The organism is Rhodanobacter sp. Soil_C_14, assembly GCF_057657335.1.
Genome location: NZ_JBDGIQ010000002.1, coordinates 11,900 through 33,877, shown reverse-complemented (window position 1 = coordinate 33,877; position 21,978 = coordinate 11,900). Strand labels below are relative to the sequence as shown.

Sequence of the window (21,978 nt, the reverse complement as noted above, 5' to 3'; positions counted from 1 at the left end):
AGTGCGGCATGGCCGAGCAAGTTTTGCGGCACATCCCGGTGATGCTGGGTGAAGCAGTGGAGGGTCTCGCCGTGCATGCGGGCGGGCGTTATCTCGATGGAACCTTCGGTCGCGGCGGTCACGCCCGCGAGGTCTTGTCGCGCCTGGGCGCCGACGGCCGCCTGCTGCTGATGGATCGCGATCCCACCGCCATCGCCACGGCCCGCGCCGAGTTCGCCGCCGATCCGCGGGTGTCGATCCGCCATGCGAATTTCTCCAGCTTGGCCGAGTGGGACGAAACCGCCCACGGCCTCGATGGCGTGCTGCTCGACCTGGGCGTGTCCTCGCCGCAGCTGGACGAGGCCGCGCGCGGTTTCAGCTTCATGGCCGATGCGCCGCTGGACATGCGCATGGACACCAGCCAGGGCGAGAGCGCGGCCGATTTCCTGGCCCAGGCCAGCGAGCGCGAAATCGCCGACGTGTTGTGGAACTACGGCGAGGAACGCCACAGCCGCCGCATCGCCCGCGCCATCGTGGCCGATCGCGAGGCCACCCCGTTCCTCCGTACCGGCCAGCTGGCCGCGCTGATCGAGCGCGTGGTGGGCCGGCGCGAGCCGGGCAAGCATCCGGCCACGCGCAGCTTCCAGGCGCTGCGCATTCGCGTGAACGGCGAACTGGATGCCCTGCAGCAGGGCTTGAATGCCGCGCTGGAACGGCTGAAGCCGGGCGGTCGCCTGTCGGTGATCAGCTTCCACTCGCTGGAGGACCGCGCGGTGAAGCTGTTCATCCGCGACCACTCCGGCCGCGTGCAGAACAGCCGCCGCGGACCGCCGGTGCAGGGCGCGCCGGCGCAACTGGCGGCGGTCGGCAAGGCGCAATTCCCGGGCGATGCCGAACTGGCGGCGAACCCGCGCTCGCGTTCGGCCGTCCTGCGCGTGGCGGAGAAACTCGCATGAAGGCCGTCGGCGCCCTCTGCCTGCTGGTGTTGCTGGTGGCCGTGCTGGCCAGCGCGCTCGGCGTGGTGTGGACGCGCCACGAGAGCCGCGTGCTGTTCGTCAACCTGACCGCGCTGCAGAACCAGCGCGACGAGCTGAACATCGAATACGGCAAGCTCGAACTGGAGCAGGCCACCTATGCCGAACCCCGGCGCATCGACGACGAGGCCCGGCAGAAGCTGGGCATGGTCGATCCGCGCCCGCAAGACATCCGGTTGCTGCGATGAGCTGGCGCAAGCACGTCAAGCCATCTCAACCCGGTCGCCGTCGCGTCGCGGGTCCCAGTGCGCGGCGGCGCATGGTCGTGGTGGTCGGCCTGCTGGGGCTGGTTTCCGCGGCCCTGGTCGCGCGAGCGTTCGACCTGCAGGTGGTGCGCAAGGAGTTCTACCAGCGCCAGGGTGACGCGCGCTTCCTGCGCGAAGTGCCGATCCCGGTGTCGCGCGGCACCATCTTCGACCGCAACGGCGAGCCGCTGGCGGTGTCGACGCCGATGATGTCGATCTGGGCCAATCCGTCCGAGGTGCTGGACAACGACGAGCGCATTCCCGCGCTGGCGCAGGCGCTGGGCGTGGAAGCGGACGGCCTGAAGGCGCAGCTGGCGCAGCGTTCGGATCGCGAGTTCGTCTACCTGCGCCGGCAGATGTCGCCGGCCGCGGCACAGGCGGTGCTGGACCTGGGCATTCCGGGCATCAACGGCCAGCGCGAATTCAAGCGCTACTACCCGTCCGGCGAAGTCACCGCCCACGTGCTCGGTTTCACCAACATCGACGACCGCGGCCAGGAAGGCTTGGAGCTGGCGTACGACGAATGGCTGGCCGGCAAGCCGGGTGCCAAGCGCGTCATCCGCGACCGCATGGGTCACGTGGTCGAGGACCTGGAGCAGGTGCGCGCGCCCAAGCCCGGCCAGAACCTCACCCTGAGCATCGACCGGCGCATCCAGTTCCTGGCCTACAACGAGCTGAAGAACACGCTGGAGAAATCACAGGCCGACTCCGGCTCGATGGTGGTGCTCGACGTGCGCACCGGCGAAGTGCTGGCGATGGTCAACCTGCCGACCTACAACCCGAACGCTCTGGGCGGTAGCAAGCCGGGCCAGCGCCGCAACCGGGCGATGACCGACGTGCTCGAACCCGGCTCGACGATCAAGCCGATCCTGATGGCGGCGGCGCTGTCCAGCGGCAAGTACACGCCCACCAGCCCGCTCATCGACACCACCGGCGGGCACTGGTACTTCCAGGGCCACGACATCCACGACACGCACAACTACGGCGTGCTGACCCCGACCGGGGTGATCACCAAGTCCAGCAACGTGGGCGCGGCGCGCATCGCGATGCAGCTGGACACCTCGCTGATGTACGACACCTATCGTGCGTTCGGCTTCGGCAACAGCACCGAGAGCGGCTTCCCCGGTGAGGCATCCGGCTACCTGCGCATCGGCCGCGACTGGCGCCCGCTGGAAAAGGCCATTCTCGGCTACGGCTACGGACTCAACGTCACCGTGCTGCAGCTGGCCAACGCCTACGCCACCATCGCCGATGGTGGCGTGATGCACAACCCGACCTTCATCAAGAACAACGACAGCGCCGCGAAACAGATCATCTCGCCCGAGGTGGCGCACGAACTGCTGCGGATGATGGAGACGGTGACCGGGCCGGGCAGCACCGGCACGATGGCGCGCATCGCCAACTACAGCGTGGCCGGCAAGACCGGTACCGCGCACAAGGCGAGCGCCGGTGGCTATGCCAAGAGCAACTACACCTCGGCGTTCGCCGGCATCGTGCCGGCCAGCAACCCGCGCCTGGCGGCGGTGGTGGTGATCGACAATCCGCAGAAGGGCAGCTACTACGGCGGCACCGTGTCCGGCCCGGTCTTCGCCAAGGTGATGGAAGGTGCGCTGCGCCTGCTCGACGTGCCGCCGGACAATATCGGCCGCTGGTATGTCGGCGGTCCGCTGCAGAGCCCGAACGGGCTGGTCGGCAGCAAGCCGCCGGTGGATGCACCGATCGACGATGCGCCCGTGGACGAGGACACGCCATGAACACCGGCCACCTCGACCAGTTGTTGCTGGGTATCGCCGACGCGCAACTGGCAGCGATGCCGGAAGTCGCGCGCATGACGGTCTCCGGCCTGAGTCTGGATTCGCGCAGTGTGCAGCGCGGTGACGCGTTCTTCGCGCTGCATGGAACCCGCGCCCATGGCATCAGCTTTGCGCCTGCCGCCGTGCAGCGCGGCGCGCGCATCGTGCTGGCCGAGGCCCCGGCGACAGGCGAATCGCTTGCCCCGCTTGCGGGGGAAGCTGGCGAAGGCGGAAGGGGTGAGTTGCCGCAGGCAGTCGGCGAGGTGCCGGTGCTGTGGATCGACGACCTGCACGCGCAGGTCGGCGAGATCGCCGCGCGCTTCCACCAGCGACCCAGCGAGTCGCTGCGTCTGATCGGCGTGACCGGCACCAACGGCAAGACGTCCTGCGTGCAGCTGCTGGCCCAGGCGCTGACCCTGCTGGGTCATCGCGCAGCCTCGATCGGCACGCTCGGCGCCGGGGTGCACGGCCAGCTGCATGAGGGCGAGCGCACCACCCCCGACGCGATCAGCGTGCAGGCGCAGCTGGCGGCGTTCCGCGACGACCGCGTCAGCCATGTCGCGATGGAGGTTTCCTCGCACGCGCTGGTGCAGGGGCGCGTGGCCGCGGTCGACTTCGAAGTGGCGGCGTTCACCAACCTCACCCGCGACCACCTCGACTATCACGGCAGCATGGAAGCCTACGGCGCCGCCAAGGCCATGCTGTTCGCGTGGCCGGGTCTGCGCAGCGCGGTGATCAACATCGACGACGCGTTCGGCCGCGAGCTGACGAGTCAGCTGTCCGACGATCTGCAGTTGCTGCGCTTCAGTGCGACCGGCGACGACGAGGCGGAAGTTGCCGCCAGCGACATCGTCGCCTCGGCCGAGGGTCTGGCCTTCCATCTGCGGACCCCGTGGGGCAGCCGCGTGATCCGCAGCCAGCTGATCGGTCGCTTCAACGTGGCCAACCTGTTGGCCGTGGTGGCCAGCCTCGGCGCGCTGGGCGAACCGTTCGCGCGCATCGTCGAGGTGGTCGCCCAGCTGCAGCCGGTGAACGGCCGGATGAGCCGGATCGGCGGCGTGCACGGCCAGCCGCTGGTGGTGGTCGACTACGCGCACACCCCGGATGCGCTGGAGCAGGCGCTGAATGCCGTGCGCACCCACTGCGCCGGCAAGCTGATCTGCGTGTTCGGTTGCGGCGGCGAGCGCGACGCCGGCAAGCGTCCGTTGATGGGCGAGATCGCCGCCAGGCTGGCCGACGTGGCCATCGTCACCGACGACAACCCGCGCGGCGAAGACGGCGATGCCATCGTGGCGCAGATCGTGGCCGGCATGACTGCCGCGCCGGCGATGGCGGTCGAGCGCGATCGCGCGGTGGCGATCGCCGATGCGCTGGCGCTGGCCCGGCCGGGCGACGCGGTGCTGATCGCCGGCAAGGGACACGAGACCTATCAGGACGGCGCAACCGGCAAGCATCCGTTCGACGACCTGCTGGTGGCCCGTGCGGCGCTGGAGCAATGTCAACGGGAGCAGCGCGCATGATGGCGCTCGCCACCATTGCCGTGTGGACCGGCGGCCGCCTGCTCGCGGGTGATGCCGAGGTCACCGGCGTGGCCATCGATACGCGCAAGCTCAAGCCCGGCGACCTGTTCGTCGCGATCAAGGGCGAGCGAGCCGATGGCCATGACTACCTGGCCGAGGCTGCCGCGCGCGGCGCGGTGGCCGCGATGGTCACGCGCAAGGTCGACAGCGACTTGCCCCAGGTGCTGGTCAACGATGCAGGACTGGCGCTGGGCGACCTGGCCAGCGCGGTGCGTGCCCAGCGCGACGTGCGCGTGGTCGGCATCACCGGCTCCAACGGCAAGACCACGGTGAAGACCCTGGTCGCCTCGATCCTGTCGCGGCACGGCCGCACCCATGTCAGCGGCGGCAACTACAACAACGAATTGGGCCTGCCGCTGAGCCTGCTGGCGATGCCGGCCGACACCGAATACGCGGTGTTCGAGATGGGCGCAGGCAAGCCTGGCGACATCGCGTATCTGGCTGCCATCGCACGGCCCGATATCGGCCTCGTCACGCTCATCGCGCCGGCGCATCTTGCGCGCATGGGCAGCATCGAGGGCGTGGCCGAAACCAAGGGGGCGCTGTATCAGGCCCTGCCGGTGGACGGCACCGCGATCATCAATGCTGACGACGCGTTCGCCAGCTTCTTCGGCGGCCTGGCCGGTTCGCGCCAGGTGTTGCGTTTCGGCCTGGAGCACAAGGCCGACGTGGGCGCCGACATCATCGAGCAGCGCGTGGACGGTTCGCGCTTCGTGCTGAGCACGCCCCGGGGCGACGCCGAGGTGGCGCTGGCGCTGCCCGGTCGGCACAACATCGCCAACGCGTTGGCCGCGGCCGCGGTGGCGCTGGCGCTCGACGTGCCGCTGGACACCATCGTCGCCGGACTCGAGCAGGCCTCCGGCGTGGCCGGTCGCCTGCGTCGCGTGGTGGCTGCCGGCGGCTGGACCCTGATCGACGACAGTTACAACGCGAACCCCGGTTCGATGGCGGCGGCGATCGACACGCTGCTGCTGGCCGGCGGCGAGCGCTGGCTGGTGCTGGGCGACATGGCCGAACTGGGCGCCGATGCGCGCGCGCTGCATGCAGGCATCGGCGCGATGGCGCGCGAGCGCGGCATCGAGCGCCTGTTTGCGGTGGGTCCGTTCGGTACGGCGACGGTCGAAGCCTTCGGCGCCGGCGCCACGCACTTCGACGACAAGGCGGCGCTGATCGCCGCGCTGCAGGCGCAGCTGCATGCGGGCGTCACCTGCCTGGTCAAGGGTTCGCGTTCGGCCGGCATGGAGCAGGTTGTGGCCGCCATCGACGGTGGCGCAGAAAAGAAGGGGGAGGCATTCCATGCTGCTTGAGCTGGCCGACTGGATGGCACGGCATTTCACCGCGCTGCACCTGTTCCAGTACATCACCTTCCGCACCATCATGGCCGCGCTCACCGCGCTGGCGATGTCGCTGCTGTGCGGGCCGTGGCTGATCAACCGGCTGGCTGCGCTGAAGGCGGGCCAGGTGGTGCGCAGCGACGGGCCGCAGACGCACCTGGTCAAGGCCGGCACGCCGACCATGGGCGGCGTGATGATCCTGCTGTCGGTCACCGTGGCCACCTTGCTGTGGGCCGACCTGCACAACCGCTACGTGTGGGTGGTGCTGGCGGTGCTGCTGAGCTTCGGTGCGATCGGTTTCTACGACGATTACCGCAAGCTGGTGCTGAAGGACAGCCGCGGCCTGGCCAGTCGCTGGAAGTATTTCTGGCAGTCGGTGTTCGGGCTGGGTGCGGCGCTGTTCCTCTACTACACCGCACCCCATGCCGCCGCGGCCGGGCCGGTGGCGGAAACGGCGCTGTACCTGCCGCTGTTCAAGCACGTGGTGCTGCCGCTGGGCGTGTTCTTCATCGCCATCACCTATTTCATGATCGTGGGCTTCTCCAACGCGGTGAACCTCACCGACGGACTGGATGGCCTGGCGATCATGCCGACCGTGCTGGTCTCCGGCGCGCTGGGCGTGTTCGCCTACCTGGCCGGCAACAAGGTGTTTTCCGAATACCTGGGCATTCCCTCGATTCCCGGCGCGGGCGAGCTGGCGATCTTCACCGGCGCGCTGGCCGGTGCGGGGCTGGGCTTCCTGTGGTTCAACACCTATCCGGCCCAGGTGTTCATGGGCGACGTGGGCGCGCTGGCGATGGGCGCGGCGCTGGGCTGCGTCGCGGTGATCGTGCGCCAGGAGATCGTGCTGCTGGTGATGGGTGGCGTGTTCGTGATGGAAACCGCCTCGGTGATGATCCAGGTCGCCAGCTTCAAGCTCACCGGCAAGCGCGTGTTCCGCATGGCGCCGATCCACCACCACTTCGAACTGAAGGGCTGGCCCGAGCCCCGCGTGATCGTGCGCTTCTGGATCATCAGCGTCGTGCTGGTGCTGATCGGCCTCGCCACGTTGAAGGTGCGGTGATGATGAAAGCCGGGAATCGGGAATCGGGAATCGGGAATCGGAAGGGCGTGCGTCTGTGCGCTTTTGCCCATTCCCCATTCCCCACTCCCTATTCCCGCGCCTCCAAAGGAGGCACCCATGTTTGACGCCTCGCAAGCCAGACGCCGGACCGGGCCGCGCGGCAGCTACGATCTGTGGCTGCTGGTCGCGCTGGTCGGGCTGGCCAGCGTGGGCGTGGTGATGGTGACGTCCAGCTCGATCGCGGTGGCGGACATCCAGCACATCGGCGCGTTCTATTTCCTGAAGAAACACCTGCTGTTCCTCAGCCTGGGCCTGTTCGCGGCGGCGCTGGCCATGCGCACCGAACTGAAGCTGCTGGAGAAATATGCGTTCCCGCTGCTGGCGCTGGCCTTCCTGATGCTGTTGGCGGTGTTCGTGCCGCACTTCGGCATGCGCATCAACGGCGCGCGGCGCTGGCTCAACCTGCTGGTGACCACGTTCCAGCCGGTCGAGGCGGTAAAGCTGATCCTGGTGATCTACGTGGCCAGCTACCTGGTGCGCCACCGCGACAGCGTGGAGACGAAGTTCCTCGGCCTGTTCAAGCCGGTGCTGGTGGCTGGCCTGATCGTGCTGCTGCTGCTGGCGCAGCCGGACTTCGGCTCGGCCACGCTGGTGATCGCGGTGACCATCGCGATGGTCTGGCTGGGTGGCGCGCGGCCGATCTTCCTGTTCCTGATGGGTCTGCCGCTGATGCCGCTGCTTTATATCGCGGCGACCGGTGAGAGCTACCGCATGAAGCGGCTGACCTCGTTCATGGACCCGTGGAAGGATCCGTTCAACGACGGCTTCCAGCTGACCCAGTCGCTGATGGCGATCGGTCGCGGCGAGTGGACCGGCGTGGGCCTGGGTTCCAGCGTGCTGAAGCTGTCCTACCTGCCCGAAGCGCATACCGATTTCATCTTCGCGGTGATCGGCGAGGAGCTGGGCCTGGCCGGCGTGATCCTGGTGATCAGCCTGTTCGGACTGGCGGTGGGCCGCGGCCTGTACATCGGCCTGAAAGGCGTCGAGGTGGGCCAGCGCTTCGCCGGCTACGTAGCCTTCGGCATCTCGCTGATGCTGGCGATGCAGGCCTTCGTGTCGGTCGGCGTGAACCTCGGTGCGCTGCCGACCAAGGGACTGACGCTGCCGCTGATCAGCTACGGCGGCTCGTCGATGGCGCTGACCTGCGCCATGGCCGGTGTGCTGCTGCGCGCCACCTACGAGATCAACCGCGCGCTGGACGCGCGGCAGATGGCCACCCGGATGCCGGCAGCTGTCGCTGCCGTCGACGCGAGCGCCGCGGCGAAGCCGCGCGAGGCGGTGGCAGCATGACCGCGCAGCGTCCCGTGCTGATCATGGCCGGCGGCACCGGCGGCCATATCTTCCCCGGCCTGGCCGTGGCCGAGTGCCTGCGCGCGCAGGGCGTGCCGGTGGTGTGGCTGGGTGCGGACGGCGGGATGGAAACGACGGTGGTGCCGGCGCAGCGGATCGAGCTGCACACGGTGGCCGTCGGCGGTCTGCGCGGCAAGGGTTGGGAGACCCGGTTGCTGGCGCCGCTGATGCTGTTGCGTTCGCTGCTTGCTTCGCTGGCCGTACTGCGCCGGGTCAATCCGCGCAGCGTGCTGTCGATGGGCGGCTACGTGGCCGGCCCCGGCGGTCTCGCCGCGTGGCTGTTGCGCCGACCGTTGCTGGTGCACGAACAGAATCGGGTGGCCGGCTTCACCAATCGCAAGCTGGCCGCGCTGGCGAAGCGCGTGCTGGCCGGTTTCGCCGATGCCTTGCCGCAGGCCGAATGGGTCGGCAATCCGGTGCGCGACGCGATCGCCGCGCTGCCACCGCCGGCGCAGCGCATGGCCGGGCGCGAGGGCAGGCCGCGCCTGCTGGTGCTGGGCGGCAGCCTGGGCGCGCGCGCACTGAATCTCGCGCTGCCGCAGGCGCTGGCCCTGCTGACGGCGGAGCAACGGCCCGAGGTGCTGCACCAGTGCGGCAACCGCGGTCTGGACGAGGCCCGCGCCGCGTATGCGAAGGCCGGCGTCGAGGCGCAGGTGGTGCCGTTCATCGACGACATGGCGGCCAGCTACGGCCGCGCCGACCTGGCTGTCTGCCGCGCCGGCGCACTGACCCTGGCCGAGCTGGCTGCGGCCGGACTGGGCGCGGTGCTGGTGCCGTTCCCGTACGCGGTGGACGACCACCAGACGCGCAATGGTGAAGTGCTGGTGGCGGCCGGAGCCGCCGAACTGATGCAGGAGAACGAGCTGGACGTACAGATTCTGGCGCAGCGACTGGAGTCGCTGCTGGGTGACCGCAGCCGCCTGCTGGCGATGGCCGGGGCCGCGCGCACGCTGGCTAAACCCGACGCGGCGCAGGTCATCGCCCGCGCATGCCTGGAGGTGGCCGCATGACGCCGCGCCGCCTGCATGCGCACGAAGATCCGATGAGCACGTTCCGCCGGGTGCACTTCATCGGCATCGGCGGCGTCGGCATGAGCGGCATCGCCGAGGTGCTGCACAACCTGGGCTACGCGGTGTCCGGCTCCGATCGGGCCAACTCGCCGACGGCACAACGGCTGCAGCAGCTGGGCATCGTGGTGCACGTGGGCCATGCGGTGGAAAACATCGGCGACGCCGACGTGGTGGTGACATCCAGCGCGATCAGGCAGGACAACCCGGAACTGGTCGCCGCCCGTGCCGGCCGCATTCCGGTGATTCCCCGCGCGGAGATGCTGGGCGAACTGATGCGTTTCCGCCGCGGCGTGGCGATCGCCGGCACCCATGGCAAGACCACCACCACCAGCCTCACCGCCAGCGTGCTGGCCGAGGCCGGTTACGACCCGACCTTCGTGATCGGTGGCCAGCTCAACGCGGCCGGCGCCAATGCGCGGCTGGGCACCGGCCAGTACCTGGTGGCCGAAGCGGACGAATCGGACGGCTCGTTCCTGATGCTGTCGCCGGTGATCGCGGCGGTGACCAACATCGACGCCGATCACCTGGAGAACTACCACGGCGATTTCGCCGAGGTGAAGCAGGCGTTCGACGACTTCCTGCACCGGCTGCCGTTCTACGGCCTGGCCGTGCTGTGCGTGGACGACCCGGAAGTGGCGGTGCTGGCGAAGTCCACCACGCGGCGGGTGATGACCTACGGCATCGACAGCGCGGACGCCGACGTGCGCGCGCTGAAGGTGAGCCAGCACGGCTTCGAGATGCACTTCGACCTGCAACTGCCGGGGCGCGACGAGGTGCTGCCGGTGAAGCTCAATCTGCCGGGTCGGCACAACGTGCTCAATGCGCTGGCCGCGGCGGCGATCGGCTGGCAGCTCGGCGTCGAGGCCGATGCGCTGGCCCGTGCGCTGGAGAATTTCCAGGGCGTTGGCCGGCGTTTCCACCGGCGCGGGGAACTCGCGCTGGACCACGGCAGCGTGCTGCTGGTCGACGACTACGGCCACCATCCCCGCGAACTGGCCGCGGTGTTCGCCGCCGCCCGCGGCGGCTGGCCCGATCGGCGCCTGGTGGTGGGTTTCCAGCCGCACCGCTACAGCCGCACGCGCGACCTGCTGGACGACTTCGCCAACGTGCTGGCCGAAGCCGACGTGCTGGTGCTGACCGATGTCTACCCCGCCGGCGAAGCGCCGATCGCCGGCGCCGACGGTCGCGCCCTGGCGCGCGCCGTGCGCGCGCGCGGCAAGGTCGATCCGGTGCTGGTCGAGCATCCGCGTGATCTGAAAGAGAGCCTGCCGGCGCTGCTGCGCGATGGCGACCTGCTGCTGCTGCTCGGCGCGGGCGACATCGGCGCGGCGGCGGTGGAGCTGGCGCAAACGGGCAACCTGAGGACAAGCAAGTGAGCACGATGATCAAGGACCCTGCCCAGTTCGGACGCGTCGCCGTGGTGATGGGCGGCAGCTCGGCCGAGCGCGAGGTGTCGCTGGATTCCGGCCGCAACGTGCTCGCCGCACTGCGCGCGCGCGGCATCGACGCCCATGCCATCGACGGCATCCCGGCCCTGCTCGATGCGTTGCGCGCCGGGCACTTCGCCCGGGTGTTCAACATCCTGCATGGCCAGCACGGCGGTGGCGAGGATGGCGTGCTGCAGGGCGCGCTGGAATCGCTCAACGTGCCGTACACGGGTTCCGGCGTGCTCGGTTCGGCGTTGTCGATGGACAAGACCCGTTCCAAGCGCGTGTGGCAATCGCTGGGCCTGCCGACGCCGAAGTTCGTGGCGCTGCCGCGCGGCGCCGACGTGCATGCGGCGGCGAAGCAGGTCGGCTTTCCGCTGATCGTGAAGCCGGCCTGTGAAGGTTCCAGCGTGGGCGTCACCCGCGTGTTCGACGAATCGCAACTGGACCAGGCGGTGGAGCTGGCCGCGAAGTATCCCGGCGACCTGCTGATGGAAACCCTGATCGAGGGTGACGAACTGACCGTCGCGATCCTCGGGCGCCAGGTGCTGCCGTCCATCCACATCGTGCCGAAGGGCGCGTTCTACGACTACAACGCGAAGTACATCGCCGAAGACACCCTGTACCTGTGCCCCGGCCAGGAAGGCGAGGCCGAGGCGGAACTGCGCGCGCTGGCGCTGCAGGCGTTCGACGCGCTGTGCTGCGCCGGCTGGGGGCGGGTCGACGTGATGCGCGATCGCGCCGGTCGCAACTGGCTGCTGGAAGTGAACACCGCGCCGGGCATGACCTCGCATTCGCTGGTGCCGAAGGCCGCCGCCGTGGACGGCATCGACTACCAGGAGCTGTGCTGGCGCGTGCTGGAAACCAGTTTCCGGGAGGGCCTGTGAAGGGAGCCGTCCGCCTCGTCGCCTGGTGCCTGGCCATCGCCCTGGTCGCGCTGCCGATCGTCGGCGTGCTGCGCGGCTGGTTTGCGGCCGGGCGCTGGCCGGTGACCCGGTTGACGGTGCAGGCCGAGTTCAAGCACGTCAGCGAAAGCGACCTGCGCGCCGCGGTGCGCCCGCGGCTGGGCAAGGGCTTCTTCGCGCTGGATCTGGACGCGGTGCAGAAAGCCGTGGCTGCGCTGCCGTGGGTGGAATCGGTCGAGGCGCGCAAGCGCTGGCCAGACACGCTGCAGTTGCGCATCTACGAACGCCAGCCGTTCGCGCGCTGGAACGACAGGCAGCTGATCAGCCGCCAGGGCCTGGTGTTCGATGCGCCCGGCATGAATGACCTCGGCGACCTGCCGGAGCTGCATGGCCCGGATGCCAGGCTGGCCGAGGTGGTGAGCTTCTACGCCGAGACGCTGAAGGCCTTCGCCGGCACGCACCTGCGCATCACCGGCGTGGCGCTGACCGAGCGCGGCAGCTGGAGCATCGGCACCGCTGGCGGTGCGCAGATCGTGATCGGCGATCGCGAGCAGGCGGGTCGTCGCCTGCGCCGTTTCCTCGACGTCTATCCGCAACTGATCGCCGGACACACCGACGGTTTCGCCTACGCCGACCTTCGCTACACCAACGGATTCGCCGTGCGCTGGCCCGATGCGGCCGCCGCCAACGCTGGGGGTTCGCCTCGCACATGAGCATTTTTCTATGAAGCCGCGCAACGACAAGCAACTGGTGGTGGGGCTCGACATCGGCACCTCGAAAGTGGTGGCGATCGTGGGCGAGTACGAGCCGGGCGAGCCGATCACCGTGATCGGCATCGGCACCCACGTCTCGCGCGGCATGAAGCGCGGCTCGGTGGTCGACATCGAATCGACCGTGCACTCGATCCAGCGCGCGGTGGAGGAAGCCGAGCTGATGGCCGGCTGCGACATCCGTTCGGTCTACGCCTCGATTTCCGGCAGCCACCTGGAAACCCGCAACTCGCACGGCAACGCGGCGATCCGCGACCGCGAGGTCACCGCGGCTGACCTGGAGCAGGTGCTGGAGGCGGCCAGTGCGGTGGCGATCCCGGCCGACCGCAAGGTGCTCTACAAGGAGTCGCAGGAATACCGCATCGACGGCCAGGACGGCATCCGCGCCCCGGTCGGCATGAGCGGCGTGCGGCTGGAGGCCAACGTGCATCTGGTCACCGGCGCGGCTGCGGCGGTGCAGAACATCTCCAAGTGCATCCAGCGCTGCGGCCTCACCGTGGACGAACTGGTGCCGTCGGCGCTGGCCAGCGCCAAGGCGGTGCTCACCGACGACGAGCGCGAGCTGGGCGTGTGCCTGGTCGACATCGGCGCCGGCACCACCGACATCGCGATCTACACCCAGGGCTCGATCCGCTACACCGCCTCGCTGCCGGTCGGCGGCGACCAGGTCACCAGCGACATCGCCTACGGCGTGCACACGCCGACCGCCCACGCGGAGGAGATCAAGATCAAGTACGCCTGCGCCCAGACCGGGCTGGCGCACGCGGAGGAAACCATCCAGGTGCCCAGCGTGGGCGATCGCCCGCCGCGCCGGCTCGCGCGGCAGTCGCTGGCGCAGAGCGTGCAGGCGCGCTACGAGGAAATCTTCGAGATGGTGCAGGACCAGCTGCGCCGCTCCGGCTACGAGAGCCTGGTCGCGGCCGGCGTGGTGCTGACCGGCGGCGCCTCGAAGATGGAAGGCGCGCTGGAGCTGGCCGAGGAGATCTTCCACAAGATGGTGCGCATCGGCGTGCCGCAGCAGATCGACGGCCTCGGCGAAGTGGTTTCCAGTCCGCTGCACGCCACCGGCGTGGGCCTGCTGCTGCACGGTGCGCGGGCAGGCGGCATGCGCGTGGGCGGGCCGGTCGGCGGCAGCGTCGGTGGCCTGGTCGGAAAAGTGCGTGGCTGGCTGACCCGGAATTTCTGAAAACACGGTTGCGGATGACGCAGGACGCGTCATCCAGGGTGGAGGGACATCCACCCATCACCATGGACCGACAGGAGTCGTCATCCATGGTTAAAACGACAACAACTCTACGGAGGACGGGAAATGTTTGAACTGATCGATAAACTCGCACCCAATGCAGTCATCAAGGTGATCGGCGTGGGCGGCGGCGGTGGCAATGCCGTGGCGCACATGCTCAACGCCAACATCGAAGGCGTCGACTTCGTCGTCGCCAACACCGACGCCCAGGCGATGACCAGCTGCGGCTCGCGTACCCACCTGCAGCTCGGTGGCAACGTGACCAAGGGTCTCGGCGCCGGCGCGAACCCCGAGGTCGGCCGGCAGGCCGCGCTGGAGGATCGCGAACGGATCGAGGCGATGCTGGAAGGCGCCGACATGGTGTTCATCACCGCCGGCATGGGCGGCGGCACCGGTACCGGCGCCGCGCCAGTGGTGGCGCAGCTGGCCAAGGAGAAGGGTATCCTGACGGTGGCCGTGGTCACCAAGCCGTTCCCGTTCGAGGGCCGCCGGCGCATGCAGGTCGCCCTGAAAGGCATCGAGGACCTGTCCCAGCACGTCGACTCGCTGATCACCGTGCCGAACGAGAAGCTGCTCAGCGTGCTCGGCCGCGAGGTCACCCTGCTCAACGCGTTCAAGGCCGCCAACGACGTGCTGCAGGGCGCCGTGCAGGGCATCGCCGACCTGATCACGGCCCCGGGCCTGATCAACGTCGACTTTGCCGACGTGCGCACCGTGATGTCCGAGATGGGCCTGGCGATGATGGGCTCGGGCACCGCCCGTGGCGACGATCGCGCCCAGGCCGCGGCCGAGGCGGCGATCAAGAACCCGCTGCTGGAAGACGTCAACCTCAACGGCGCCTGCGGCATCCTGGTCAACGTCACCGCCGGCCCGAACCTCACCATGCGCGAGTTCGACGAGATCGGCCGCATCATCCACGACTTCGCCAGCGAAGACGCCACCGTGGTGATGGGCACCTCGCTCGACCCGGAAATGAAGGACGACGTGCGTGTCACCGTGGTCGCCACTGGCCTCAACCGGGCGATGGCCTCGCGCCAGCAGCCGCCGATCCGCATGGTGGAAACCAGCCAGCAGGTGCAGATGCGTCCGCGCCCGGTGGTCTTGCGCACCGGCACCGGCAACGAGGTGGTCGACTATGCCCAGCCGGACGTGGTGCATTCGAACCAGGGCAGGACGGAACCTTCGGCGCCGGCGAAGCATGCCGAGCCCGGCTTCGACTACCTGGACATTCCGGCGTTCCTGCGCCGCCAGGCTGACTGAAGAGGTGACTTCCGGCAGGCTGACTTCCGACAGGTTCAAACTGTCCGGGGAGATGCGAAAGTATTGAACAAATCCGCGTTGGGCCGGTCACTGCAGGACTCACCGGGCACGTCGCCTGCCGATGGCAGGGCGGCGGATTCGGGTGTCCCGGCCGGAACACGCAGGTCTGGTCACGCTGCCGGTAGTGCGCCGTGGTACCGCAACAAGACTGTGCATCAGGACGATGCACGGCCTGTCACCAGGGCTTTGCCGTGATGGCAGGTCCGATGTCCCGTGCCGGATTCCCGTCCCAGGCACGGGGCGTCGTGTCGTCGCCGTTCTCCTCGGGAAATCAGATGGATACCCGTCGCTTCAGGGATGAAGGAACCATGAAGGCATAATCAGACTGTACGGTACGGTTTGCTTTTACCACAGGTTAAAACTGTGTTAGCATCCGCCCCTGATTGGCTGCTGCCTACACAGGTACCAACAAAAATGATCAAGCAGCGTACCCTCAAGAACATCATCCGGGCGACCGGTGTCGGCCTGCATACCGGCGACAAGGTCTATATGACCTTGCGTCCCGCAGCGCCCAATACCGGCATCGTGTTTCGACGAACGGATCTCGATCCGCCGGTCGACATCCGCGCGCGAGAGGATCATGTCGGCGACACCCGCCTGTCGACCACCTTGGTCAATGGCGACGTGCGCGTCTCCACGGTCGAGCATCTGCTGTCGGCGATGGCCGGACTGGGCATCGACAATGCCTATGTCGACTTGTCTGCGCCGGAAGTGCCGATCATGGACGGCAGCGCCGGTCCCTTCGTGTTCCTGCTGCAGTCCGCCGGCATCGAAGAGCAGAATGTGGCCAAGCGCTTCATCCGCATCAAGAAGCCGGTGAAGGTGCAGGAAGGCGACAAGTGGGCCAGCTTCGAGCCGTTCGAAGGCTTCAAGGTGGGCTTCTCGATCGACTTCAACCATCCGATCATCAGCCAGCGCACCTCGCGTGCCGAGATCGACTTCTCCACCACCTCCTTCGTCAAGGAAGTGAGCCGCGCCCGCACGTTCGGCTTCATGCGCGACATCGAGATGCTGCGCGAACACAACCTGGCGCTGGGTGGCTCGATGGACAACGCCGTGGTGCTGGACGACTACCGCGTGCTCAACGAGGACGGCCTGCGTTACGAGGACGAGTTCGTCAAGCACAAGATCCTCGATGCGATCGGCGACCTGTACCTCCTCGGCCACAGCCTGATCGGCGCCTATCACGCGCACAAGTCGGGTCATGAGCTGAACAACAAGCTGCTACGCACGCTGATGGCCGATGCCTCGGCTTGGGAAGAGGTCAGCTACCAGGACGACCCGGCCACCTCGCCGATCTCCTACGCCCATCCCGCCCAGGCGATCTGAGCCGACGCCGCGGCAGCGGCGCTCCCGTCAAAACGAACGGCCGTGTCTCGCGACACGGCCGTTTTTGTGATGGTCGTCACATTTTATCCGCGGGCCGCTTCACGCCCCGACGACATCCCGGCTTATTCCTTAACAAAGTGCATGCTATAAACCTCACACCGAATTGACGGACGGCGACTTCAGTCCGCGTCGGCAACAGGGGAATCAGCGGTTTCGGCGAAGGACGCCAGCTCAAGGAACAGTGCCCGCAATTCGGGGTCTGTGAATGACGCGGCGGCCGCCACGAGGTGGGCGGCGGCGGCAGGCGAAAGCGGTTTTGACCGATCCGGTGGCGTTGCGGCCGGTGGTTGGGGGACCACTTTCACGGTGACTGAACTGGCGCGCGTGCCGATGGCATGTGCGGCGGCAAGGATCTGTGTCTGCATCAAGCGCAGGCGCGATGCCCAGCCCGGTGAAGACGCCAGGAAGACGAGGCGGTCGTGGCGCAGGTTGGCGAATCTCACCTGCTCGCGCAACGGCGATGGCAACGTCTGGCGCAATGCGCGATCCAGCGCTTCCAGCGACTCGGCCTTCTGGGCCAGGGTCGCGAAGGAGCCGCAATCGACAAGTGACTTCGGTCCGTTGTCGCGGCGGCGGGAAGTGGCCGGGGTAACGCGTTGCATGGTGCCGGAAATCGATCTTGGAAAGACATGCAAATCATACTCGTATCACGTGCCCGGAAATTGCCGCAAACCCTTGACCTGGCGAACCGGCGCCTGCGCTGGAAGCTCTTCGCCGTGGCTTCGGTGGCGGTGCTGGCCTGCATGAGCGCCGGCGTGGCGCTGGCCCTGCTGGTGGCCAGTCCGCGGGATCGTTCGTTGGCCGAGATCCACGCCTTGCAGCAGGAGATCGGGCAACAGAAGGCCCAGTTGGGCACCGTGCGCGAGGACGCCCGACGCGGGCTGGACGCGCTGGCCGTGAAGCTGGGGCAGCTGCAGGCCCAGTCGACCCGCCTGAACGCGCTGGGCGAACGCCTGGCCGAGGTCGGCAAGCTGGACAGCGGCGAGTTCAACTTCGACCAGCAACCCGCGGTGGGTGGTGTCGAGGATGCCAGCGGCACGGCATACGCGCTGCCGCCCTCGCTGGACAGCGGCATCAACCAGCTGGCCGGCCAGTTCGATCGCCAGCAGGCCCAGTTGTCGGCGTTGCAGAGCCTGCTGCTGGACGCCAAGATCGAATCGAATCTGAAACCCACCGGCATGCCGGTGCCCGGCTACATCTCCTCGTACTTCGGCGTGCGCGCCGACCCGTTCGACGGCCATTCGGCGCGGCACACCGGCATCGACATCTCGACGCCCCTGGGTACTGCCGTGCACACCGTGGCCGAAGGCATGGTGACCTTTGCCGGCGTGCGCAGCGGCTACGGCAAGGTGATCGAGATCGACCACGGCAACGGCTACATGACCCGCTACGCCCACAACAGCGCGCTGGAAGCCCGTCCGGGCCAGCACGTGCAGGTCGGCGACGTGATCGCCAGGGCCGGCTCCACCGGTCGCTCCACCGGCTCGCACGTGCATTTCGAAGTCTGGTACGACGGCCGCGTGGTCAACCCGCTGGCCTTCGTGCGCAATCACCGCTGAGTCTTTTCCGGCGGTTCCCGCCACTTGAATCGGGCGCCCGCCGGCGCCATTCAGGATGGCGGGTGCGGCATCTGCTGCTGCCTGCATCCCCTCCAGCCGGCCTGACGGGCAGTGCCGAGCGGGCATGTAGTAACATGCCCGATTGGCCCGCGCCTGTGGCGGGCGTTTCAACTCTCCAACCCGGAAAATCGATGTTCAATCGTGCCCTGACGAGCCTGTTTGGTAGCCGCAACGAACGCGTGCTGCGCCAGATGTCCAAGAGCGTCAACCGCATCAATGCGCTGGAGCCGGAGTTCGAGAAGCTGAGCGACGACGAGCTGCGCGGCAAGACCGACGAGTTCAAGCAGCGCGTCGCCGCCGGTGAATCGCTGGACAAGCTGCTGCCGGAAGCTTTCGCGGTGGTGCGCGAGGCGGCCAAGCGCACGTTGGGCATGCGCCATTACGACGTGCAGATGATCGGCGGCATGGTGCTGCACCAGGGCAAGATCGCCGAGATGCGCACCGGCGAAGGCAAGACCCTGGTCGGCACGCTGCCGGTGTACCTCAATGCGCTGGCCGGCATGGGCGTGCACGTGGTCACCGTAAACGACTACTTGGCACGGCGCGACTCGGCCCAGATGGGCAAGCTGTACAACTTCCTCGGCCTGGCCGTGGACGTCGTGTATCCGGGCATGGACCACGCCGACAAGTACGCCGCCTACCGTGCCGACATCACCTACGGCACCAACAACGAATTCGGTTTCGACTACCTGCGCGACAACATGGCGCTGAGCAAGGAGCAGCGCTACCAGCGCGGCCTGCATTACGCCATCGTCGACGAGGTCGACTCAATCCTGATCGACGAGGCGCGCACGCCGCTGATCATTTCCGGCCCGGCCGAGGATTCCCCGCAGCTGTACCTGGCGGTGAACAGGATCGTGCCGCAGATGATCCGACAGGCCGAAGAGAACGGCAGCGGTGACTACTGGGTCGACGAGAAGCAGAAGCAGGTCCACCTGTCCGAAGAGGGCATGCAGCACGCCGACGAGCTGCTGCGCGCGGCCGGCGTGATCGACGAAGACAGCGGCCTGTACGACTCCAAGAACCTGGCGGTGGTGCACCACCTCAACGCCGCGCTGCGCGCCAACGGCATCTACCAGCGCGACGTGGACTACATCGTGCGCGACGGCGAGGTGATCATCGTCGACGAATTCACCGGCCGTACCCTGGCCGGCCGGCGCTGGTCCGACGGCCTGCACCAGGCGGTCGAGGCGAAGGAAGGCGTGCCGATCCAGCGCGAGAACCAGACGCTGGCCACGGTGACGTTCCAGAACCTGTTCCGCATGTACAAGAAGCTGGCCGGCATGACCGGCACGGCCGACACCGAGGCGTTCGAGTTCCAGAGCATCTACGGCCTGGAGGTGGTGGTGATCCCCACCCACAAGCCGATGATCCGCAAGGATAACCCGGACATGATCTTCCTGTCGCAGACGCCGAAGTACAACTCGGTGATCGAGGACATCAAGGATTGCCACAAGCGCGGCCAGCCGGTACTGGTCGGCACCACCTCGATCGAGGTGTCCGAGCTGCTGTCCGGGCTGCTCAACAAGGCCGGCGTGACGCACGAAGTGCTGAACGCCAAGCAGCACGAGCGCGAAGCGCACATCGTGGCCCAGGCCGGTGCGCCGGGGCAGGTCACCATCGCCACCAACATGGCCGGTCGCGGTACCGACATCGTGCTCGGCGGCAGCCTCGAGGCTGCGCTGGCGGGCTTGCCGGAAGGCGCCAGCGAAGTCGATCGCGCCCGCGTCAAAGCCGAATGGAAGAAGTTGCACGAGCAGGTGCTCGCCGCCGGCGGCCTGCACATCATCGGCACCGAACGCCACGAATCGCGGCGCATCGACAACCAGCTGCGTGGCCGTTCCGGCCGCCAGGGCGACCCGGGTTCCTCGCGCTTCTACCTGTCGCTGGAAGACAACCTGCTGCGCATCTTCGGCGGCGAAGGCCTGGTGCGCTGGATGAAGCGCTTCGGCATGAAGGACGACGACGCGCTGGAAGATCGCATGATCAGCCGGCAGATCGAGAAGGCGCAGCGCAAGGTCGAGCAGCACAACTTCGACATCCGCAAGCACCTGCTGGAATTCGACGACGTCGCCAACGACCAGCGCAAGGTGATCTACCGCCAGCGCGACGAATTGCTGGATGGCGAGGAAGTGCAGGCGACCGTCGCCGACATCCGCGAGGACGTGGTGCAGTCGATGGTGCGTGCCTACGTGCCGGACGAGAGCATCGACGACCAGTGGGACCTGGCCGGGCTGGATCGCGAGCTGGAAAGCGAACTGGGTCTGTCGCTCGACCTGAAGTCGTGGATCGAGCAGCAGCACGAGGTCGACGCGAAGATGATCCTCGAGCACGTCCGTGGCGCGGTGAACGAGCTGTTCCAGGCCAAGGAAGCGCAGATCGGTGCCGAAACCATGCGCCAGCTCGAGAAGCACATCATGCTGACCGTGGTGGACAACGCCTGGAAGGATCACCTGGCCAGCATGGATTACCTGCGCCAGGGCATCTATCTGGTCGGCTACGCGCAGCAGGACCCGAAGCAGGCGTTCAAGCGCGAGTCGTTCAAGCTGTTCTCCGGCATGCTCGAACGGATCAAGGGCGAAGTGATCCAGATGCTGGCGCGCATCCGTATCCGCAGCGAGGAGGAAGTGGCGGCAATGGAGGCCGAGCAGCAGCGTCTGGCTGACCGCCTGCAGCAGCAGATGCTGGCCACGGGCGGCGGCGCGCCGCCGGCCGGTGCCTTCGGCGGCGACTCTGCTGACGATTCCGCCGTCGGTGCCGGAATCCGCATGGCGCCGCAGGCGGATGGCCCCAAGGTCGGTCGCAACGAACCCTGCCCCTGCGGCTCGGGCAAGAAGTACAAGCACTGCCACGGCCAGCTCGCCTGAGCTGCCGCGACAGTCCCATGAAAAACCCCGCCGCGGCGGGGTTTTTTCCTGGCTGGAGGCGGTCGCGAATCAGTCCTCGCCGCCGGGTGGGCGCTTCCGGTGCGGTTCCGCGTCGACCGTGACGTAGCGGGGTTCGTCGCCGTCCAGCTGCAGCGCGGTGAGTTGTCCACCCCAGACGCAGCCGGTGTCGATCGCGTGCACGCCCAGTCCGGCGAAGCGACCCAGTGCCGACCAGTGACCGCAGACGATGCGGGTATCGCGCTTGCGCATGCCGGGCACTGAGAACCAAGGATACAGGCCCGGCTTCTGCGTGCCGGGAACGCCCTTGGCATCGAAGTCGATGCGGCCGTTGACGTCGCAGTAGCGCATCCGGGTGGTGGTGTTGATGGTGGCGCGCTGGCGGTCCAGCCCCTGCAGGCGGCTGGACCACACCGCCGGCCGGTTGCCGAACAGGTTGCGCAGCAGACGCGGGTGACGCGGACTGGACAGTTCGCGCTCCACGTCCTGGGCCGCCCGCAATGCCTGGCGCAAGGTCCACATCGGGGCCAGCCCGGCATGCACCATGGTCCAGTTGAGCCGTTCATCGTGGTGCACCAGCTTCTGCGAGCGCAGCCATTCGAACAGCACGGGCGCGTCGTCGGCGAACAGCACTTCGCGCAACTCGGGATTGACCCGCGCCTGCGCGTCCGGGCGGCGCTGCGAGATCGCCAGCAGGCTGAGGTCGTGGTTGCCCAGGGTGATGATGCTGGACTCGCGCAGGCCGTGAATCAGCCGCAGCGTGTCCAGTGACTGCCCGCCGCGGTTGACCAGGTCGCCGCAGAACCACAGCTGGTCCTGCGCCGGATCGAAGCGCAGCTTTTCCAGCAGGCGTTGCAATTCGGGATAGCAGCCCTGCACGTCGCCGATTGCGTACGTCGCCATGTCAGTCCT

At 67.8% G+C, this 21,978-nt stretch carries 18 protein-coding genes; 16 read left to right on the top strand and 2 right to left on the bottom strand.

Annotated elements, in window-relative coordinates; all coding sequences use genetic code 11:
• Positions 1-8 precede the first annotated feature (8 nt).
• The 14 genes from rsmH (at position 9) to lpxC (ending at position 16,502) form a co-directional block, all read left to right on the top strand.
• Entirely contained in the window at positions 9-935 is a 927-nt protein-coding gene (gene rsmH / locus AC3A56_RS05740) for a 16S rRNA (cytosine(1402)-N(4))-methyltransferase RsmH (RefSeq protein WP_056716842.1), read from the top strand.
• Positions 932-1,201 (top strand): cell division protein FtsL, encoded by a 270-nt coding sequence (ftsL, locus tag AC3A56_RS05735; protein WP_056716840.1) that lies wholly within the window; start codon positions 932-934, stop codon positions 1,199-1,201. The genes rsmH and ftsL overlap by 4 nt, the downstream gene beginning before the upstream one ends.
• Complete coding sequence (locus AC3A56_RS05730; RefSeq protein ID WP_056716837.1) at positions 1,198-3,012, top strand: peptidoglycan D,D-transpeptidase FtsI family protein; 1,815 nt, start codon at positions 1,198-1,200, stop codon at positions 3,010-3,012. Before ftsL ends, AC3A56_RS05730 begins: the two co-directional genes overlap by 4 nt.
• Positions 3,009-4,571 (top strand): UDP-N-acetylmuramoyl-L-alanyl-D-glutamate--2,6-diaminopimelate ligase, encoded by a 1,563-nt coding sequence (locus AC3A56_RS05725; protein ID WP_487769650.1) that lies wholly within the window; start codon positions 3,009-3,011, stop codon positions 4,569-4,571. Before AC3A56_RS05730 ends, AC3A56_RS05725 begins: the two co-directional genes overlap by 4 nt.
• Positions 4,568-5,938, top strand: a complete 1,371-nt coding sequence (locus AC3A56_RS05720; protein WP_487769649.1) for a UDP-N-acetylmuramoyl-tripeptide--D-alanyl-D-alanine ligase — start codon at positions 4,568-4,570, stop codon at positions 5,936-5,938. The genes AC3A56_RS05725 and AC3A56_RS05720 overlap by 4 nt, the downstream gene beginning before the upstream one ends.
• On the top strand, positions 5,928-7,028 hold the full coding sequence (gene mraY, locus AC3A56_RS05715; RefSeq protein ID WP_056716833.1) for a phospho-N-acetylmuramoyl-pentapeptide-transferase: 1,101 nt from the start codon (positions 5,928-5,930) through the stop codon (positions 7,026-7,028). The genes AC3A56_RS05720 and mraY overlap by 11 nt, the downstream gene beginning before the upstream one ends.
• Positions 7,029-7,145: 117 nt before the next feature.
• Positions 7,146-8,378: a putative lipid II flippase FtsW gene (ftsW, locus tag AC3A56_RS05710; RefSeq protein WP_487769648.1), complete on the top strand. Its 1,233-nt coding sequence runs from the start codon at positions 7,146-7,148 to the stop codon at positions 8,376-8,378.
• Positions 8,375-9,448, top strand: a complete 1,074-nt coding sequence (gene murG, locus AC3A56_RS05705; protein WP_487769647.1) for an undecaprenyldiphospho-muramoylpentapeptide beta-N-acetylglucosaminyltransferase — start codon at positions 8,375-8,377, stop codon at positions 9,446-9,448. Before ftsW ends, murG begins: the two co-directional genes overlap by 4 nt.
• Positions 9,445-10,884 (top strand): UDP-N-acetylmuramate--L-alanine ligase, encoded by a 1,440-nt coding sequence (gene murC / locus AC3A56_RS05700; protein ID WP_007809404.1) that lies wholly within the window; start codon positions 9,445-9,447, stop codon positions 10,882-10,884. The genes murG and murC overlap by 4 nt, the downstream gene beginning before the upstream one ends.
• Positions 10,885-10,889: 5 nt before the next feature.
• A complete protein-coding gene (locus AC3A56_RS05695; protein ID WP_487770025.1) occupies positions 10,890-11,822 on the top strand; it encodes a D-alanine--D-alanine ligase in 933 nt (310 codons plus the stop codon).
• A complete protein-coding gene (locus AC3A56_RS05690) occupies positions 11,819-12,553 on the top strand; it encodes a cell division protein FtsQ/DivIB (RefSeq protein WP_487769646.1) in 735 nt (244 codons plus the stop codon). Before AC3A56_RS05695 ends, AC3A56_RS05690 begins: the two co-directional genes overlap by 4 nt.
• Before the next feature lie 10 nt (positions 12,554-12,563).
• Entirely contained in the window at positions 12,564-13,796 is a 1,233-nt protein-coding gene (ftsA, locus tag AC3A56_RS05685; RefSeq protein ID WP_007809407.1) for a cell division protein FtsA, read from the top strand.
• A 123-nt stretch (positions 13,797-13,919) separates the two neighbouring features.
• Positions 13,920-15,113 carry a cell division protein FtsZ gene (gene ftsZ / locus AC3A56_RS05680; RefSeq protein ID WP_056716821.1) on the top strand — a complete coding sequence of 398 codons (1,194 nt, stop codon included), beginning with the start codon at positions 13,920-13,922 and terminating at the stop codon, positions 15,111-15,113.
• A 474-nt stretch (positions 15,114-15,587) separates the two neighbouring features.
• Complete coding sequence (lpxC, locus tag AC3A56_RS05675) at positions 15,588-16,502, top strand: UDP-3-O-acyl-N-acetylglucosamine deacetylase (RefSeq protein WP_056716819.1); 915 nt, start codon at positions 15,588-15,590, stop codon at positions 16,500-16,502.
• Between the two features lie 179 nt (positions 16,503-16,681).
• Here the strand turns inward: lpxC and AC3A56_RS05670 are convergent, their stop codons facing one another.
• Complete coding sequence (locus AC3A56_RS05670; RefSeq protein ID WP_056716817.1) at positions 16,682-17,164, bottom strand: DciA family protein; 483 nt, start codon at positions 17,162-17,164, stop codon at positions 16,682-16,684.
• A gap of 27 nt (positions 17,165-17,191) precedes the next feature.
• Here AC3A56_RS05670 and AC3A56_RS05665 point away from each other — a divergent pair, with 27 nt between their 5' ends.
• Positions 17,192-18,121 carry a M23 family metallopeptidase gene (locus AC3A56_RS05665; RefSeq protein ID WP_056716816.1) on the top strand — a complete coding sequence of 310 codons (930 nt, stop codon included), beginning with the start codon at positions 17,192-17,194 and terminating at the stop codon, positions 18,119-18,121.
• A 191-nt stretch (positions 18,122-18,312) separates the two neighbouring features.
• On the top strand, positions 18,313-21,048 hold the full coding sequence (gene secA / locus AC3A56_RS05660; protein WP_056716814.1) for a preprotein translocase subunit SecA: 2,736 nt from the start codon (positions 18,313-18,315) through the stop codon (positions 21,046-21,048).
• A gap of 69 nt (positions 21,049-21,117) precedes the next feature.
• Here the strand turns inward: secA and AC3A56_RS05655 are convergent, their stop codons facing one another.
• Entirely contained in the window at positions 21,118-21,969 is an 852-nt protein-coding gene (locus AC3A56_RS05655) for a symmetrical bis(5'-nucleosyl)-tetraphosphatase (RefSeq protein WP_487769645.1), read from the bottom strand.
• Positions 21,970-21,978 lie beyond the last annotated feature (9 nt).

Excerpts from the sequence above, each read along its gene's own strand:
- murG (WP_487769647.1), top strand. The coding sequence starts at position 8,375 with ATGACCGCGCAGCGTCCCGTGCTGATCATGGCCGGCGGCACCGGCGGC.
- AC3A56_RS05720 (WP_487769649.1), top strand. The coding sequence starts at position 4,568 with ATGATGGCGCTCGCCACCATTGCCGTGTGGACCGGCGGCCGCCTGCTC.
- ftsZ (WP_056716821.1), top strand. The coding sequence starts at position 13,920 with ATGTTTGAACTGATCGATAAACTCGCACCCAATGCAGTCATCAAGGTG.
- AC3A56_RS05670 (WP_056716817.1), bottom strand. The coding sequence starts at position 17,164 with ATGCAACGCGTTACCCCGGCCACTTCCCGCCGCCGCGACAACGGACCG.
- secA (WP_056716814.1), top strand. The coding sequence starts at position 18,313 with ATGTTCAATCGTGCCCTGACGAGCCTGTTTGGTAGCCGCAACGAACGC.
- AC3A56_RS05725 (WP_487769650.1), top strand. The coding sequence starts at position 3,009 with ATGAACACCGGCCACCTCGACCAGTTGTTGCTGGGTATCGCCGACGCG.
- lpxC (WP_056716819.1), top strand. The coding sequence starts at position 15,588 with ATGATCAAGCAGCGTACCCTCAAGAACATCATCCGGGCGACCGGTGTC.
- ftsA (WP_007809407.1), top strand. The coding sequence starts at position 12,564 with ATGAAGCCGCGCAACGACAAGCAACTGGTGGTGGGGCTCGACATCGGC.
- AC3A56_RS05695 (WP_487770025.1), top strand. The coding sequence starts at position 10,890 with ATGATCAAGGACCCTGCCCAGTTCGGACGCGTCGCCGTGGTGATGGGC.
- AC3A56_RS05730 (WP_056716837.1), top strand. The coding sequence starts at position 1,198 with ATGAGCTGGCGCAAGCACGTCAAGCCATCTCAACCCGGTCGCCGTCGC.
- AC3A56_RS05665 (WP_056716816.1), top strand. The coding sequence starts at position 17,192 with ATGCAAATCATACTCGTATCACGTGCCCGGAAATTGCCGCAAACCCTT.
- rsmH (WP_056716842.1), top strand. The coding sequence starts at position 9 with ATGGCCGAGCAAGTTTTGCGGCACATCCCGGTGATGCTGGGTGAAGCA.
- mraY (WP_056716833.1), top strand. The coding sequence starts at position 5,928 with ATGCTGCTTGAGCTGGCCGACTGGATGGCACGGCATTTCACCGCGCTG.
- ftsL (WP_056716840.1), top strand. The coding sequence starts at position 932 with ATGAAGGCCGTCGGCGCCCTCTGCCTGCTGGTGTTGCTGGTGGCCGTG.
- murC (WP_007809404.1), top strand. The coding sequence starts at position 9,445 with ATGACGCCGCGCCGCCTGCATGCGCACGAAGATCCGATGAGCACGTTC.
- ftsW (WP_487769648.1), top strand. The coding sequence starts at position 7,146 with ATGTTTGACGCCTCGCAAGCCAGACGCCGGACCGGGCCGCGCGGCAGC.
- AC3A56_RS05655 (WP_487769645.1), bottom strand. The coding sequence starts at position 21,969 with ATGGCGACGTACGCAATCGGCGACGTGCAGGGCTGCTATCCCGAATTG.